We start from the raw sequence: 15,112 nt of genomic DNA, 5'->3' as shown, positions 1-15,112 counted from the left end.
CTGATGCAAGGTCAGAAGGCGAATGTATACAAAAAATCTGAAAAAAACGCCAGGTTTACATGGCATGACTGGTCACGGAAACGGCTTCCGCTTTGATTCCCGTGGCCTTGCCCACCATTTCCGCCAACTTTTTTTGCTCCTCTCGGTCAACGTGCCGTCCGGCTACAACTGCCGAAACACCTTCCGCCTGCATGACGACCATCGCATCAGCATAGCCCTGGGCCAGTAAAAGCTTCTCCGCTTCCATCTCCCGGTTCATCCGACTGGTCAATTCCAGAAGCTTGCGGCCGGCTTCTTCCCGCGTTTCTGCCGATGCTTGCTTGTTGTTGACCATCTCCCGGAGCAGTTCAATCTGCTGCGATCGCGTCCGCTCTCGCGCCAGCCGGTAATCCACAAAAAAGCCGGCTTTGCCGGCACCGGACGTTCCCGCCTGCCCATTGCCGGAATCGCCCGGCAACACTCCCGGCAGCATTGCCGAAGCAGGCTTTTCTGCGCCTTGCTCACTTGGCGCCACAGCGGTAACAAGCGCCCCTTTAGGGGTAGCCTCGCTTGCGCCACCGCCCACCGGCGGCACCGATACAACCGGCTTTTCGCTGACGGCCGGCAGTTGCCGCGACAAGACCCAGCACACCGCCCCAGCCCCAGCTTCATAAGTAACTAATAACCCAATACCGACAGACAGCGCGACCAGTACCACACCGGCCGCTTTGCCCAGCGTCGTTGACGACCACCCTTCTTCGTCATCGGGAATATGGCGAAACTTCATCACTTGCTCACCTCACGGGCAAAAATACTGACTTTATGCGCCGGCACATCAAGCAATGTCGAAACAGCCCGGGCAATCTGCTCCTTGATCGCCGGATCTTTGGCACCGTCAGCAACGACCAAAACACCGGCCACTTGATAGCGCATCTCCCGCACCACAACCGGCTTTTCCTGTGCCCCCGTACCGCCTTCTTTCAAGACCACCACTTGGCGCGTATCCGTTGCATCGGAGGTGACACGCGTTCCACCTTGCTTGTCCCGTTCCTCCACTTTGCGATTATTGCCGTTTGTGTTGATCGCATACTCCGACACCGTCCCCTGGGCCAAACTGATTCGCACATCGGCTTGACCGACCCCGGCGATCCGCGCCAGTGCCGAGGCCACCCGTTCCTCAACCAGCTTTTCCTGCCCGGCCAGTTCCGATCCGCGATTAATCTTGGCGCCATCGGTTGCTGCGGTTGTCGCAACTGGAGCCGGGCTCCCTGTCGTCGGCGTCGGTTGCCGGCCAAACCAACTGCTTTCCTCTGTGCGCTCACCGCTTTGCCATAACATCAACGCTAAGCCAAGAAAAAAGGCCGCACCAATCACCCCAATGATCTTATCCTTCGGCGGTTTAAACCAAGCCTCCACTGGCCACGCACCTCCACCGTCATTCCCAGACTACATACACCCGTTCCGCCGGCACACCATAAAGCCCCGACAAAGCGCGGACTAATCCCTCGTCGCCTTTACCGGCCGGCGCTCCTGCATCCGCCCTTCCCCCAGCCGGACTTGGCGCTCCGCCGGCAGTCGCAACGGCGCCGCCGGTTTCCACGGACGCGCCACCCATATCAGGCACCATCACCGGCTCCACGGCCTCAGCAACACCGCGCCGTAACGTCACGCGGATCTCCCGGATTTCACCGGATCGGTTGCCTTCGGTTTCCATCTGCACATCGGCCCTAGCCTCTTGCACACCCGATTTCATCATCGCCACTGCTTCGATCTGCCGGGCCAGTCGCCCCTGCGCTTCGACCGCCGCCTGTGCACCGGCCTCTTGCCGCATCGCTTCACCCTGCTCACGCACCGCCTGATAACCGCCATCCGCTACGGCATTGCTGCGCATGCTTAATGTCTCCGCCCAATTGGGCTGGCTCAGCCAACTCATGATCGGCGTCAACACAGCAACCATGATAAAGATACCGGCTACCAAACGCACCAACGGTTGCAACCGCCCCGTGGGCAAGAGCATATCGATCAATGTGCCTACCAGTACGATCAGGATGATCTGCTGGATCATCTCCCGAAGCACCGTCAAAGGCACCACCCCTTTTTCATCGCTACCGATCTCCCAGTGCTTCCTCCAGTGCTGCCTCCATCGCTAGCGCAACATTACCGTCAAATTTCCCGCACCGACAACCACCGTCAGCGCCAGAAAAAACATTAACCCAACCGTGGCTACAGCCCCAAAGACCAGCGCCAATCCCTGGCCGATCGTCTCTAAACTGTCGACAACAGGACTGTCCCCTGCCGGTTGCAGCAACGCACCGGCCAGGCGATAGACGAGGACCATGGCCAGAATCTTAAGTGCCGGTAGCACACAAAGTACAATGATCACCATAACACCGAGCAGACCCAAGCCGTTTTTGAGCAGCAGCGATGATCCGATGATCAAGTCAAAACTATCGGCCAGCAGTTTGCCGACGACGGGCACAAAATTACCGGTCGCATACTTGGCCGTCCGCAGCGCCAGTCCGTCGGCCACCGAACCGACAGCGCCATAAAGACTGATGACACCGAAAAAGAGCGTCGTCAACAGCCCTAAAAGCAGTTTGTAACCGTCCTTGCTCAAGTTATAGAGATTGCGCACCTTGAACTGCGGCGCGATGTGCCCGAGCATCCCCAGCACAGCGATAAAAAAAATCAACGCAAAAATCCAGTCACGGATCAGCGTGCTGATAAAGGTCAGCGTCCCAAAGATCATCGGATGCAAGAGCGCCCCAGAGATAAAGCCACCCATGGCCGTCAACAGCGTCAGCAGAATCGGCAAGATCGCCTGCATAAAGCGAACCATCTCATCAATGGCATTTTGACCGGTCGTAATGGCCACCTGAAAGCTGTGGAGCGCGATCGTGATCAGCGCCATGTAGCCCACCGCAAAAGCTACCTTTGACGTCGTTCCGCCTTCAAAACCGGTCTGCAAATGACTGAGCACAGCCACAACGACGGCCAGGATCACAACCTGGCTGAGCAGCGCTGTGTTCGCCACAACCTCTTGAAAAAGATAGCCCATCACTCCCTGAAACAAACCATCGATCGTAAAAGGAATCTTGCCCTGGCGCAGATCTTCGATGATCATCGAAGGATTCCACCCCGGCAAATAGCGACTCTTGTCCTTTTCCAGTTCGCTTAAAAACTGCTCCAACGCCGTTAGATCCACGTCCGGTGTCGGCAGACCGCCTGTCGGTCCGCCGCCGACGGCCCCAACACTACCGGCTCCGCCGATTCCACCGCTCGCAGCTGCCGTTGTCACCGTACTGTTGGTGGGTGGTGCCCCTATTGCCCCCGACCCTGACCCCGATTCACCGGACAGGACAACCGGCGGCACCGTAATCGCTTCACCGGCTGCTTCGGCCATGACCACTGCACTTACGCCCATCATCAAGGCACACCACCCGGCCACCACGATCCCGGCCAGCCACCTACACCATCGCCGCCATCTCATGGACTTGCACCTCCCGGCAGCAGATTGATCAGCGACTCCATCAAAGCCAGCACGATCGGCAAGGCCAGCACCAGGACCAAGACCTTGGCACCTAACTCCACCTTCGACGCAATCGCTCCTTCCCCGGCATCACGGCAGATCTGCGCCCCAAACTCCGCTACATAAGCGATGCCGACGATCTTGAGCAACGTCGTCAAATAATAGCGGTTGATCTGCGCGCGGTTCGCCAGATCATCGAGCACCTGCACAACTGCCGTCACCTTCGTAAGAATAAATAAAAATAAAATCACCCCGGCAGCAATACTCAACTGCACGGCCATCTCCGGACGCTGCTTCCGCAAGATCACCAGCAATACCGTAGCGATCAAACCAAAGCCCACGATCTGCAATACTTCCATGATCGTCACCTCAACCAGTTCAGCGTCCGGCTTTTACTGCAAGAAAAAAACCGCTCTAACCTCATTAAAGAGCCCGCTGATCAAGCGAATTACCATCAGCGTCACCAGCGCCACACCGCTGATCGCCAACAATTGCGCCAGTTCTTCCCGTTTCGCTTCCTTTAGAATGGCATAGAACACGGCGACAAAAATTCCGATACCGGCGATTTGAAAGATCTGCGTGATATCCACAACTGCATCCCGCCTTTACCATATGGTCACAATCACGGCCAATCCCGTCAGCACCCCACCATAGGACCAGACCTTGGTCATCCGTTCACTGACATCGCGGGCCGTCACCTCCAACGCCTGTAGCCGCCGCTGCACTTCATAAATGCTGCGCAGTTGCTCTTCCCGGGGCGCTTCACCGAGCCCTAAAGCCAGGCGCATCAAGGCCTCCCCTTCCTCCGGCAGGAGCACCGTCTCCGGCAACCATTTTTCCACTGACCTACGCCAGAGCTTAGCCGCCGGTTCGCCCTGAGCTTGACGCAATTGTTGACCGGCCTCGGTAAACAAGCGCCCTGCGGCCCCTGCCGGCACCCCCGACCCGACCGCTTCCAACGCTTCCGGCAACGGCACCGCTCCGTAGCCGACCTGTGTTGCCAGCAATGCCAGAGCCGCCTGCAATTCCGCCAACAAGCGCGGTCGTGCACGTAACCGCCAAGCTTGCCATCCCCCAACGCCTGCGCAGGTTCCCAGGATCAAAAGCGCCCCTACCAACTTCAGCATCGCCTTCGCCCCTTAACTGTCCGTCCACGGACGCCCATCCACATCAAAGACCGCTTCCACTGTTCCCGGCCCCCGGCGGCGGCTCAAGAGCACATAGCGCTGAAACACTTCCTGCTCCATCAAAGCCCGCAGCGCCGGCCGCTGGCGCAGATCCTTTAGGCAAGCACCGTGGGCCGTTGCAATCACGGCCACGCCGGCGTTGATCGCCTCCAAAATGGCCTGTACATCGTCGGCGACGCCGATCTCATCAGTGACCAGCACCCGCGGATTCAAGGAACGGAGCAGCCGCATCATTCCCTCCGATTTGGGGCAACCATCCATCACATCGGTCCGCGTTCCTACATCATGTTGCGGTACGCCGCGATAACAGGCAGCCACCTCGGACCGTTCATCAACCAAACCGACATTCCAACCGGGCCAGTCCGATTCAGGCCGTCCGGAACTGATCTGGCGCACCAGATCACGAAGCATCGTCGTCTTACCGCAGCCCGGCGGCGATAAGATCAACGTAGAAGCCACCCCGGACGCGCCTCCCGTCAAGACGATCGGCATCAAGCCGTCGGCCACACCGGGCAGTTGCCGGGCAATCCGGATATTCAGCGAAGATACCGGATAAATCGTTTTTACCCGCCCCTCCGTCAAGACAACCCTTCCCGCCAAGCCTACTCGATGGCCTCCCGGCAACGTGATGAACCCCTGGCGAAACTCCTCCTCTAACGCGTAGACGGAACAAGCGCTGATCAGATGGACGGTCTGCTGCAACTCATCGGCCGTTACCGGCCGCAGCAGCACATCGCGGTTTCCGCAGACCAGTCCCAGCGGCCGCTCCGCCCGCAACCGGATCTCTTCAACCATGCCCAGCGAGCCTGGTCCCACTTGGCCGACAACAGCCGATGTCCCGGCCATCCACTCCTCCAGCAACAGCCGCAATGAAGGTGCCAAAAAGGATAACAAGCCCAGCGGCCATTCCCAGCCGCTCGCCTTGGTTACAACCTCCAACGTTCGGCCGGTACGCCCGCTTAGCTCCATGGCCCCGCCGCTGGTGCCTGCCTGGCTGCCTGGGCGTTTGCCCACAACCGGCAAGGTACTGTCACGTTCCCGGCCCACGGCCAGCGCCGCATCGACTGCGCCGGCACTGCCGGATTTTTCTTCTTGCGTACGGATCCACCGCATACCTCGTCCCTCCCTTTCTCTAAAAAGGTATGCTCGGTTTCCAACTTTATGCAAAAATGGACAGGGCGAATTGTATCGCCCTGTCCTATATGCCCTTTAAAAGAATAACAGGTTATGGAAATTAAACATCTTCTATGCTAGAATAGGGAATAGAAATACGTTTTGGGAGGGATAAATATCGATAAGGATATGCGTATTCCCAGGAATCACAAAGACATAACGCTACGATCGATGGCCGTAACCTTCCGCGGCGAAATGTTGCAATTTTTCAATCTGGCACTACCGAAAGTGGTGGATGCCTTGCCAGTGCATGTACCACTCATTGACGTAAAGGATCAGACCATGGATGTTGTCTTCGCCTTGGAAGACGACAGTTTGCTACACTTGGAGTTTGAGTCGAGCGAACCTACCATTGCAGATCAAATTCGCTATGGTCACTACGATTTGGAACTCTTTGCGCAGCAGCAGAAGATCATCCGGCGTATCGTTATTTTCGCTGCCGGCATTCAAAAAACTCCGGAACCGTTGAACATTGGAAGCTTAACTACGCATCAGAATGTGATTCACCTGAGCCGTCACTTTGACGGTGCTGATGAGTTGGAGCGAGCGCTGATCAAAATCCAACGTCACGAACCATTGGATGCGCAAGACAAGCTCCGCATCATGCTTCTGCCGATGATGTTTGAAAAACCGCAAGAACGCTCGCAAGCAGCCTGGAAAATCACCGAAGCCTTACAACAGGAGCATTCAGATAACAGTGCCTACCTAATCGGCACCATGGCAGCCGCCAATTTCAGCAATCTATTGAGTCCGGAAAAAGAAAAGATCATGGAGGTGCTACAAATGGCCAACGCTTTTCAAGAACTTTATCGAGAATTTGAGGAAAAAGGCATCGAAAAAGGTTTCAAAAAAGGCATTGAAAAAGGCATTGAAAAAGGTAGAAAAGAAGGCATCGAAGAGGGCCGTGAAAAAGGCCGCGAAGAAGTACGCAAAGAAATTGCCATCACCGCCTTGAATAATAAGTTTGATGTAGAAACCGTTGCAAAACTTAGTCATTTGCCACTTGAGAAAGTCCTCGAGATTAAAAAAGAGCTTGGTCTTTGACGCTTCCCCAGTCTGCTTGCAGGGACCACAAATACGGTACTTCCTATGACAAAAAATCCTCTCCGGTACGCCGGCCTTACAGCCCGCCTCCAGAGAGGATTTTTTACATTATCGCTATTACACCCGCATTACGCCCGCGAAACGTAGTTCCCCGTCCGCGTATCGATGATCAACATTTCACCTTCATTAATGAAGAAAGGCACTTGCACAATCGCGCCCGTCTCCAACTTAGCCGGCTTGCTGCCGCCGGTGGCCGTATCGCCACGCACACCTGGTTCCGTTTCAGCCACAAGCAGTTCCACCGTGTTCGGCAGTTCCACGCCCATCAAATTGCCGTTCCAGGTCAAAATCGAAACATTCATGTTCTCTTTCAAGAACTTGAGTTGTTCTTCGATCTGCGACTTTTGCAGCGTCGTTTGATCAAAAGTCTCGACATCCATGAACGTGTACTCGGAATCACCGTCATTGTAGAGATACTGCATCTGCCGGCGCTCCATCCGCGCTTTGGGAACTTTTTCAGCGGCACGGAAAGTCCGCTCCACCACCGAACCGGACTTGATATTTCTTAACTTGGTACGCACAAAGGCCGCACCTTTGCCAGGCTTTACATGTTGAAACTCGATGACTTGGAAAGCATCGCCGTCCAACTCAATCGTCGTTCCCGGACGAAAATCATTCGATGAAATCATGCCCCGAAAATCTCCCTTCGCTATCACAAAGAATTGTCCACAATGGAAATAGTATATCAATAGTCACCGCGAAACGATAGTCCCTAACCGCAAAAATCATAGAGGATCAGCGAATTTCCATCAATTCTTTGGGAGCTTGCGTCAGGATCATACATCCGCCATCGCGCACGATCACCATATCTTCGATGCGCACACCACCCCAGCCTGGCAGATAAATCCCCGGCTCGACAGTGACGACTTGCCCCGATTCCAGCGTATCCGACGATAACGGCGACAAGCGCGGCGCTTCATGAACGACCAGTCCGACGCCATGACCGGTACCGTGACCAAAGCGCTCCCCATAACCGGCCCGTTCAATCACATCCCGCGCCAGGCGATCAACCGCCTGCCCCGTGACCCCCGCTCGAATCCCAGCCAGCGCCGCCAACTGCGCTTCCAAGACCGTGCTATAGACCCTGCGCTGCTCCGGCGACGCCGACCCCAAGACGACGGTCCGCGTCGTATCGGAGCAGTAACCGTCGAGAACACAGCCGTAATCGAAGGTGACCATGTCGCCTTCCGCTAGCACTTTATTAGAAGCCACACCGTGCGGCAAAGCACCGCGCGCGCCGGAAGCGACAATGAAGTCAAAAGAAATCCCCTGCGCCCCCTGCCGGCGCAAGAAAAACTCTAGCTCTATCGCCACTTCCCGTTCCGTCACCCCGGGACGCAAAAAGCCCAGCAGATAATCAAAGCCGCGATCCGCCAGTTCAACCGCCCGGGCAATGGCCGCTTGCTCCGCTTCATCTTTAATCGCCCGTAGCGCTTCCACGGTACCCACCTTTTCCACCCACTGCACCGCCGGATCAACCGCTTGCTGCCACAACTGCTTTTGCCGTAGCGTCACCACATCGGCTTCCAGCGCCACACGGGACCAGCCCTGCTCGCTGATCAGATCGGCCAGGCATTCCTTCCACGCACCGCGCTGCTCCACCAACTGCCAACCGGCACATTCGGCGCGCACTTGATCCCAGTAACGAAAATCGGTCACCACCAGCGCTTGATCGCGCGTCACCAGCAGTGCTCCGTCCGATCCGGTAAAGCCCGACAAATAGCGGCGGTTCTGCGGCTGCGTAATCAGATAAGCATCAACGCCCTCATCCCACGCCGCCCGCAACCGCTCCAATCGCGATCGCATCATCAACTCGTCTCCTTTAACCAGCCCCGCGCCGCTTCCATGGCCAAGCGATACCCGTCTGCCCCAAAGCCACAGATCTGGCCGATGGCCACCGGTGCCACCATCGATACATGGCGAAAGGCTTCCCGGGCGTGAATGTTCGACATATGCACTTCGATTGTCGGAATCGCCGTCCCGGCCACAGCATCGCGCAGCGCCACCGATGTATGGGTATAGCCGCCGGGATTGATGATCAAGAAATCAACCTCACCCATGGCAGCATGAATCCTGTCGATCAGCGCCCCCTCATGATTGGACTGAAAACAGTCCACCTGCCAGCCCCACGTTTTGCCTTGGGCCACAACGGCCGCTTCAATCTCAGCCAGCGTTGTCGCCCCGTAAACCGCCGGTTCACGCCGCCCCAGAAGATTGAGATTTGGCCCATTGATCAACAGTACCCGTTTTGCCATTACTCGTACCCCGTTCCGATCGCTTCTTTCAAAATACAACAAGGCGATTTAATTCAATATTTTATCTTTTTTATCTTCCTTCTTTACCTTGACCTTTAACTACTGTTGCAGCTTACCCACCGACTAGACCTACCCGCTGATCGCCATCTCCCGGATCCGCACCGTCGGCGCACCCTTACCGCCGAAAAAGGTCAAATCGGCCCCAACACCGTCAATGGCCATCAGCAACTCATGCAAATTCCCAGCAATGGCCGCCCCGCGAAAAGGCCGCGCCAAAACGCCCTTTTCAATGCACAATCCGGCAGCGCCTACCGAAAAATCACCGGAGATCGGATTGGCCGTATGCATCCCCATCACTTCGGTCACATAAATGCCATCCTCCACGTCACCAATCAACGCTTCCGGCGTCAGCGTCCCCGCATCGAGGAAAAAGTTCGTCGTGCCCACTTCCGGCGTGCCTTTAAACGATCCCCGCACCCCATTGCCCGTGGACGCGGTGCGATCCTTGGCCGCCGTATAGGAGTTATAAAGATAGGTCTGCAAGACGCCCTGATCCATCAGCACCGTGCGCGATGTAGGCACCCCTTCGCCGTCAAAAGGTGCCGAAGCGATCCCTTCCGGCAAACGGCCGTCATCGATCAGCGTCACCAGCGGCGAAGCCACCGTCTTAGTTAACTGCCCAGCAAACATCGACTTGCCTTTTTGCACCGCTTCCGCCGTCAACGTCGGCGCCAGCACACCGAGAAATTGCGTCATCACCCGCGGGTCAAACACAACTGGCGCCCGCTTGGCCGCCAGCGGTTTCGCACCCAACATGCGCACCGCATGTTCCGCCGCTTCCCGGCCCACTTTTTGCGGTTGCAAGTCACCAAATCCGCGGCCGTAGGAAAAAGAAAAGCCCGTTTGACTTTCGCCGTTTTCCTCAGCCACCAAGAACAAGTAAGCCCCACAATAAGAGCCGCGATAAGCGACATCGATACCGCGGGAATTGACGATCGACACATGATATTGGGCATCTTGATAAGCGGAACGCTCCGTAATCTTGATCCGCTTATCGGTCGCCTTGGCAATGGCCTCCATCTCCTTGGCCAGGGCGATTTTCGCTTCCACCGCCGTAGCATCAAGGGAACCGTCAAACGTCACCACATCGGGATACTTCTCCACCGGTACCGGCAACGCATGATAGGGATCGGCCGCCGTATAGGTGGCGTTGGCCAGTGCCTGCTCCACCGTCAAAGCCAGCGCCCCTTCCGTCAGATCCGATGTAAAGGCATAGCCCATGCGGCCGTTAGCAAAAACCCGCAGCCCCAAGCCGCGATCCTCCGCTTGTTTCATCGTCTCCACAGCGCCCTGCGCGACTTCAATCGATAACTCCTTGCTGTGCAGCCCATAGGCCTCGGCCATGGCTGCACCTTTTTGTGTAGCCTGCGCCACCATCCGGCGCGCCAGGTCACTCATCACCGTTCCGCTCAACAACGATCAACCTCCCTCATATCCCGGCCGTCTAGCGGCGGCGAATCCGTCCGTAACCACCATCAACATCTTCGTTCCAGGGCATTGCCTCAATCCGCCGAATCTGCGGACCACTCGGTTCAGCAGCACCGGTTCCACCGACGATGAGCGACTTCATCCGCATCGTCGGCTGCGCATCGGCAACGGGCACCCCTTGCCCATCTTTGCCGCAAGTGCCGATGGCAAAGCCCAGATCAGAGCCGACCCGATCCACCACTTTTAACGCTTCCGGTCCGTTACCCGTCAAGGTAGCACCGCGCACGGCATGGGTCACTTCGCCCTTTTCGATCAGGTACCCTTCGGCCACATCAAAGACAAAATCACCGGTCGTCGTGTTGACTTGACCTCCGCCCATCCGCGTGACCAGTAAGCCCCGTGGCGTATCTTTGATGATCGCCGTCGGGTCTTCCTTGCCGGGTGCAATGATCGTATTGGTCATCCGGGGAATCGGCTTGTGCTGGTACGACTCACGCCGACCATTGCCTGTGGATGCCCGTTTTTCTTTGGCTGCGGTAAAGCGATCATACATATAGCCTTTGAGTTCGCCTTCTTCGATCAACACCGTTCGCTGCCCCGGCGTACCTTCATCATCAAAACGCAGCGCCCCGTATTTGCCGGCCAGCGTACCGTCATCGATCACCGTCACTAATGGCGAAGCGACCGATTGCCCCAGCTTGCCGCCGTAGACCGACAAACCTTTTTGCACCAGATCGGCTTCCAGCCCATGACCGCACGCTTCATGAACCATCGTCCCGCCGGCAGAACCAGCCATGACCACCGGCATCTTGCCCGTCGGCGCCGGTTGGGCTGATAAAAGCAACAGCGCCCGGTTCACCGCCGCCTGCGCCACCGCTTCCGGCTCTTTTTCACGAAACAGTTCGAAGCCGACGGTCCCACCGAGCGACTCGTAGCCCGTTTGAATCCCGCTGTCACCGGCGGCCACCGCATGAACAACAAAGCGGGAACGGACCCGCTCATCTTCCATATACACACCTTCGGAGTTGGCCACGGTCACCGCTTGCACCACATCGGCATACATCACCGACACTTGTTTGATCCGTTCATCCATCGACCGCGCCTGCTGGTTTGCCCGCAGTACATGGGCCACCTTATCATCGACCGTCACTTGATCCGGCGGCAATTCCACCGTTAAGTCCACCGGCGAAAGAGCCGGCCGCAGATCAACCACTTGCCCCTGCGCTCCGCCTTGCGCCGCATGGCTGGCCACCTGCGCTGCCTGGGTCAGTCCTTCTACCGTCAAGTCATTCGTGTAAGCATAGGCCGTCGCTTCACCGGCGATAACGCGAATACCTGCGCCTACATCGACACCGGAACTAAGCCGTTCGATCTTATCATCTTCACAGCCAATCCCTTGCGATACCTTTTTCTCAACAAAAATATCGGCAAAATCGCCGCCATGCTGCATAGCCACTTGCAATACGTTCTGCAATGCTTCTTTACCGGGCCGATCCAACCACTCCATCTCTGGTCCACCATCCCTTTTACCAATCTCCCGCCCAAGCGGTCCCATCAGCGAAAAATGATTAGCCTGACTCGCATAGAATTCCCGCTCTTCAGGAATCAAGTCAGAACGACGCTAGATACCACGCGTCATTACCCGTGTGATCAATTCGACAGATGGATAGCGCTTCCTGCCAGCTTCATTGCCTTTTACAGCGATCTCTACCAGCAGTTCGCCCCCGTCTCCTTGGCCCACTGTGCGAAAAGCCAACTTATCGATGCCAGAGGCCAACGGTTTTTCGTCCGCTCCCACCCTGCGCCGCACCACCCCGTCGGTGCCCAGACGATAGGCGACGGAGACCCAGGCCGGCGCCACCGGTTTACCGTTAGCATCCAGGGGATAGGTCACCAAAGACAGGCACGATAACTGTCCCGGTACAGTGAGATCGACTTGCTTGGCCCCGCGCAGATCCGCCGCCAGCCAATGCAATACCCAACGGGCGCCGTAGACCACTTCATATTGATGCGTTTGCCCCCGCCACGCTACCTGACTGTTGGTCACCAAGGGCCAGGCCAATGCCAGCACCGTACTCACTAACAGCACCACCAACACCACTTCAATGAGCGTAAAGCCGTTACGTCCGTCTGCACTTTTCCCCGTGTATCTGACCATATGTATCCCATCCTGCCTACTACCTGTACAGCCACTCTTTATAGCTCCTCTTTATAGCTCCTGATCACTGCGCGGCGCTTGCCGGTCGATTCGCACACGACCGCTTCGCGAAATCACCACATACCGTGAGCGCCCACGACCGTCCGTCAGCGTCACCGTTCCGCCCATACCGGGCAGGCGAGCCCGACCGTCTTCGGTAAAGATAAAACGATCCTGCCAGAGCGTCCCGGCATTAAAGGTCGTCTGGGCAATTTTAATGCCATTTTCTAATACCGTCTGGCGTAACGTCTGATTGACTCGCAGCACGGAATAGTTGGCCGTATTACGCCGAAAAATCAGCGTATAGGAAGCACGTTGGGCCACCGCCTGATCACGAGCCCATAAAAAATCAGCTTGCACCTGCCGCGCTGCCAGCATCAATCGTTGCTCCCGGAACCATTCATAGTACGTAGGAAAAACCGTCCCCGCCAGTAACCCGATAATTGAGACCACGACCATCACTTCCGGCAGGGAAAAACCCCGCTCCCATCGCCCCAAGCCATGCACCTCCTGGATTCATCGGCTCACGCTGGTTGATCAACCGTACTTTGCTCCCCTCCGTTGTCGTATGGACTACCATATCGCGGGCGACGGCCAACCACGCTTGATCTTTGCGAGCCTCCACGATGATGACCCACCCCGGCTGCAATAAGCTCGATGTTACCGTCCATGTAAGGGAGATTCCTTCGATCGGCAGGGCTTGTGCTTGCAGCGTATTCAAAAGCGCCTGAAGCGCTGTCTTATTCCAATCGGTCAGATCTTGTCCTGCCGCCGCTTCGCGATTCAAAATCGCCAGCGCCGCCTCCAATCCCGCTTCTGCAGCATACTGCATTTGCTTGGTTTTTTCGTCGTCACGCAGGCCCATCCGCATGGCCGAACTCATCAACACCACACCGGCCATGGCCACCATCATGACTGCAATTAACACCATCAGATGAAGCAGCACCATACCCGTCTGCCTTTTGTCTTTCATCCTAACCAGTTCTCCCTCCCCCCACTCACACTCTCTCTCACTCTCTCACTCTCTCACTCTCTCACTCTCTCACTCTCTCACTCTCTCACTCTCCCTCTCTCCCTCTCTCCCTCATCTTACCCTCGTGGTGTAACCCATGTCGTCAACCGACAAGGTCGTCCGCCGGGGCTTGCTACCACGGCTGTCACCGCCCAAAGCCGCCCCATCGTACCGCCGAACAGCGCTTCCACCTGGACCTCACCGTTGAATCCTTCCGGTATCGTCATTCCCAGCGGCAATCCCGGCACAGCATGGCGCTCATCACGATGGATTTCAGCTACCTTAGATTCCAAAAGCGCCGCTGCCACGAACAGCGCTTTCGCTTCTTTCCCCGTCTTTCGGGTCATCTGCTCACTATTTAACAGTGCCGAAAAAAAAGGCCCTGCGATGATCAATAACATCAGCAGGGCCGCCATGACTTCCAGCAACGTCATCCCTCGTGAATGAATTGCTTTTCCGTCCTTATGTTGCAATCCAGGCCCAGCCTGATTGACCTCCTTGTCCACTCTGTATCCGCTCCCTTTTTATGATCCTTTTCATCTTCCATAAATGATCCGCTTATGCCCCGCTTTTCATCGGCCAACTTTCAACGGCCAACCGCTTGGTCATACGTTGACTTTGGCCAACAACAACTGCATGCCAACTTCGTCGCTGACCGACTTCGTGACGGTAGCACTGCCTAACTCGTCGTAGATCTTATTGACCACCTCTGCAGGTACCTTATCGATTTCCAATATGTATTTGGTTTCCGTATTGGGTGCCGTCCCTGTGGTGATTTTTTTGATTTCAAAACTCACGTTCTCCCAAGGACTGGTAGGCCAGCGCTCCAAATAGGGGCCGCTCCAAGTGGCCGGAGAAGTTGCGGGCTTTCCAACCAAACCGGTTCCGTCTGCCGACTCAGCCGGCCAAGAACCAACATCAGTGTAGTAGTTAAGCACCGCACTTTTCACAGCACGGTAATCAGACAGCAGCGTCGCCACCTTCCCCTTGTCCACAGCACTGAAGGCACTGGGCACGATCATGGCGGCCAAAACACCGATGACAGCCACGACAATTAAAATTTCAATCAGCGAAAACCCTTCTTGACCCTTTTTTGACTTTTTACGCAAAGCACTCATCCCTTCTTCATTTTTGTTTTTGCTTTCTGTCACCTCATTCTGCTGTACCCCATTCTGCCTCCCCACTTAG

19 protein-coding genes are annotated in these 15,112 nt (G+C 56.3%); 1 reads left to right on the top strand and 18 read right to left on the bottom strand.

Annotated elements, in window-relative coordinates:
- Window positions 1-55 precede the first annotated feature (55 nt).
- The 8 genes from EDD73_RS03685 to spoIIIAA form a co-directional block, all read right to left on the bottom strand.
- Window positions 56-766, bottom strand: a complete 711-nt coding sequence (locus EDD73_RS03685; RefSeq protein WP_131918425.1) for a SpoIIIAH-like family protein — start codon at window positions 764-766, stop codon at window positions 56-58.
- Window positions 766-1,395 carry a hypothetical protein gene (locus EDD73_RS03680; protein ID WP_131918423.1) on the bottom strand — a complete coding sequence of 210 codons (630 nt, stop codon included), beginning with the start codon at window positions 1,393-1,395 and terminating at the stop codon, window positions 766-768. Before EDD73_RS03680 ends, EDD73_RS03685 begins: the two co-directional genes overlap by 1 nt.
- Window positions 1,396-1,414: 19 nt before the next feature.
- Window positions 1,415-2,056, bottom strand: a complete 642-nt coding sequence (locus tag EDD73_RS03675; protein ID WP_243116787.1) for a stage III sporulation protein AF — start codon at window positions 2,054-2,056, stop codon at window positions 1,415-1,417.
- A 69-nt stretch (window positions 2,057-2,125) separates the two neighbouring features.
- Window positions 2,126-3,469 carry a stage III sporulation protein AE gene (spoIIIAE, locus tag EDD73_RS03670; RefSeq protein ID WP_243116778.1) on the bottom strand — a complete coding sequence of 448 codons (1,344 nt, stop codon included), beginning with the start codon at window positions 3,467-3,469 and terminating at the stop codon, window positions 2,126-2,128.
- Complete coding sequence (gene spoIIIAD / locus EDD73_RS03665; RefSeq protein ID WP_131918419.1) at window positions 3,466-3,867, bottom strand: stage III sporulation protein AD; 402 nt, start codon at window positions 3,865-3,867, stop codon at window positions 3,466-3,468. Before spoIIIAD ends, spoIIIAE begins: the two co-directional genes overlap by 4 nt.
- 33 nt (window positions 3,868-3,900) lie before the next feature.
- On the bottom strand, window positions 3,901-4,098 hold the full coding sequence (spoIIIAC, locus tag EDD73_RS03660; protein WP_131918417.1) for a stage III sporulation protein AC: 198 nt from the start codon (window positions 4,096-4,098) through the stop codon (window positions 3,901-3,903).
- Window positions 4,099-4,113: 15 nt separating this feature from the next.
- Window positions 4,114-4,635, bottom strand: coding sequence for a stage III sporulation protein AB (locus tag EDD73_RS03655; RefSeq protein WP_131918416.1), 522 nt, complete (start codon window positions 4,633-4,635; stop codon window positions 4,114-4,116).
- Window positions 4,636-4,647: 12 nt separating this feature from the next.
- Window positions 4,648-5,808, bottom strand: a complete 1,161-nt coding sequence (spoIIIAA, locus tag EDD73_RS03650; protein ID WP_243116777.1) for a stage III sporulation protein AA — start codon at window positions 5,806-5,808, stop codon at window positions 4,648-4,650.
- Window positions 5,809-6,114: 306 nt separating this feature from the next.
- Here spoIIIAA and EDD73_RS15060 point away from each other — a divergent pair, with 306 nt between their 5' ends.
- The gene (locus EDD73_RS15060) at window positions 6,115-6,912 is read left to right on the top strand and encodes an RpnC/YadD family protein (RefSeq protein ID WP_207668800.1); all 798 of its coding nucleotides are present in this window, start codon (window positions 6,115-6,117) and stop codon (window positions 6,910-6,912) included.
- A 128-nt stretch (window positions 6,913-7,040) separates the two neighbouring features.
- Here EDD73_RS15060 and efp read toward each other — a convergent pair whose 3' ends face one another.
- The 10 genes from efp to EDD73_RS03595 form a co-directional block, all read right to left on the bottom strand.
- A complete protein-coding gene (efp, locus tag EDD73_RS03640; protein ID WP_131918413.1) occupies window positions 7,041-7,601 on the bottom strand; it encodes an elongation factor P in 561 nt (186 codons plus the stop codon).
- A gap of 106 nt (window positions 7,602-7,707) precedes the next feature.
- Window positions 7,708-8,781 (bottom strand): M24 family metallopeptidase, encoded by a 1,074-nt coding sequence (locus EDD73_RS03635; RefSeq protein WP_131918412.1) that lies wholly within the window; start codon window positions 8,779-8,781, stop codon window positions 7,708-7,710.
- Window positions 8,781-9,227, bottom strand: a complete 447-nt coding sequence (aroQ, locus tag EDD73_RS03630; RefSeq protein WP_131918410.1) for a type II 3-dehydroquinate dehydratase — start codon at window positions 9,225-9,227, stop codon at window positions 8,781-8,783. Before aroQ ends, EDD73_RS03635 begins: the two co-directional genes overlap by 1 nt.
- A gap of 129 nt (window positions 9,228-9,356) precedes the next feature.
- The gene (locus EDD73_RS03625; protein WP_320055172.1) at window positions 9,357-10,700 is read right to left on the bottom strand and encodes a TldD/PmbA family protein; all 1,344 of its coding nucleotides are present in this window, start codon (window positions 10,698-10,700) and stop codon (window positions 9,357-9,359) included.
- Window positions 10,701-10,731: 31 nt separating this feature from the next.
- Window positions 10,732-12,222: a TldD/PmbA family protein gene (locus tag EDD73_RS03620; protein WP_131918408.1), complete on the bottom strand. Its 1,491-nt coding sequence runs from the start codon at window positions 12,220-12,222 to the stop codon at window positions 10,732-10,734.
- Window positions 12,223-12,336: 114 nt separating this feature from the next.
- On the bottom strand, window positions 12,337-12,873 hold the full coding sequence (locus tag EDD73_RS03615) for a prepilin-type N-terminal cleavage/methylation domain-containing protein (RefSeq protein WP_131918405.1): 537 nt from the start codon (window positions 12,871-12,873) through the stop codon (window positions 12,337-12,339).
- A 51-nt stretch (window positions 12,874-12,924) separates the two neighbouring features.
- Window positions 12,925-13,371 carry a GspH/FimT family pseudopilin gene (locus EDD73_RS03610; RefSeq protein ID WP_243116786.1) on the bottom strand — a complete coding sequence of 149 codons (447 nt, stop codon included), beginning with the start codon at window positions 13,369-13,371 and terminating at the stop codon, window positions 12,925-12,927.
- A complete protein-coding gene (locus tag EDD73_RS03605) occupies window positions 13,313-13,885 on the bottom strand; it encodes a hypothetical protein (protein WP_131918402.1) in 573 nt (190 codons plus the stop codon). The genes EDD73_RS03610 and EDD73_RS03605 overlap by 59 nt, the downstream gene beginning before the upstream one ends.
- A 116-nt stretch (window positions 13,886-14,001) precedes the next feature.
- Window positions 14,002-14,430 carry a type IV pilus modification PilV family protein gene (locus tag EDD73_RS03600; protein ID WP_131918400.1) on the bottom strand — a complete coding sequence of 143 codons (429 nt, stop codon included), beginning with the start codon at window positions 14,428-14,430 and terminating at the stop codon, window positions 14,002-14,004.
- 99 nt (window positions 14,431-14,529) lie between these two features.
- Window positions 14,530-15,108 (bottom strand): type II secretion system protein GspG, encoded by a 579-nt coding sequence (locus EDD73_RS03595; protein WP_131918399.1) that lies wholly within the window; start codon window positions 15,106-15,108, stop codon window positions 14,530-14,532.
- Between the last annotated feature and the right edge of the window lie 4 nt (window positions 15,109-15,112).

This window comes from Heliophilum fasciatum (genome assembly GCF_004341395.1).
Taxonomy (GTDB): Bacteria; Bacillota; Desulfitobacteriia; order Heliobacteriales; family Heliobacteriaceae; genus Heliophilum; species Heliophilum fasciatum.
This window is presented reverse-complemented; position numbering and strand designations above follow the sequence as displayed.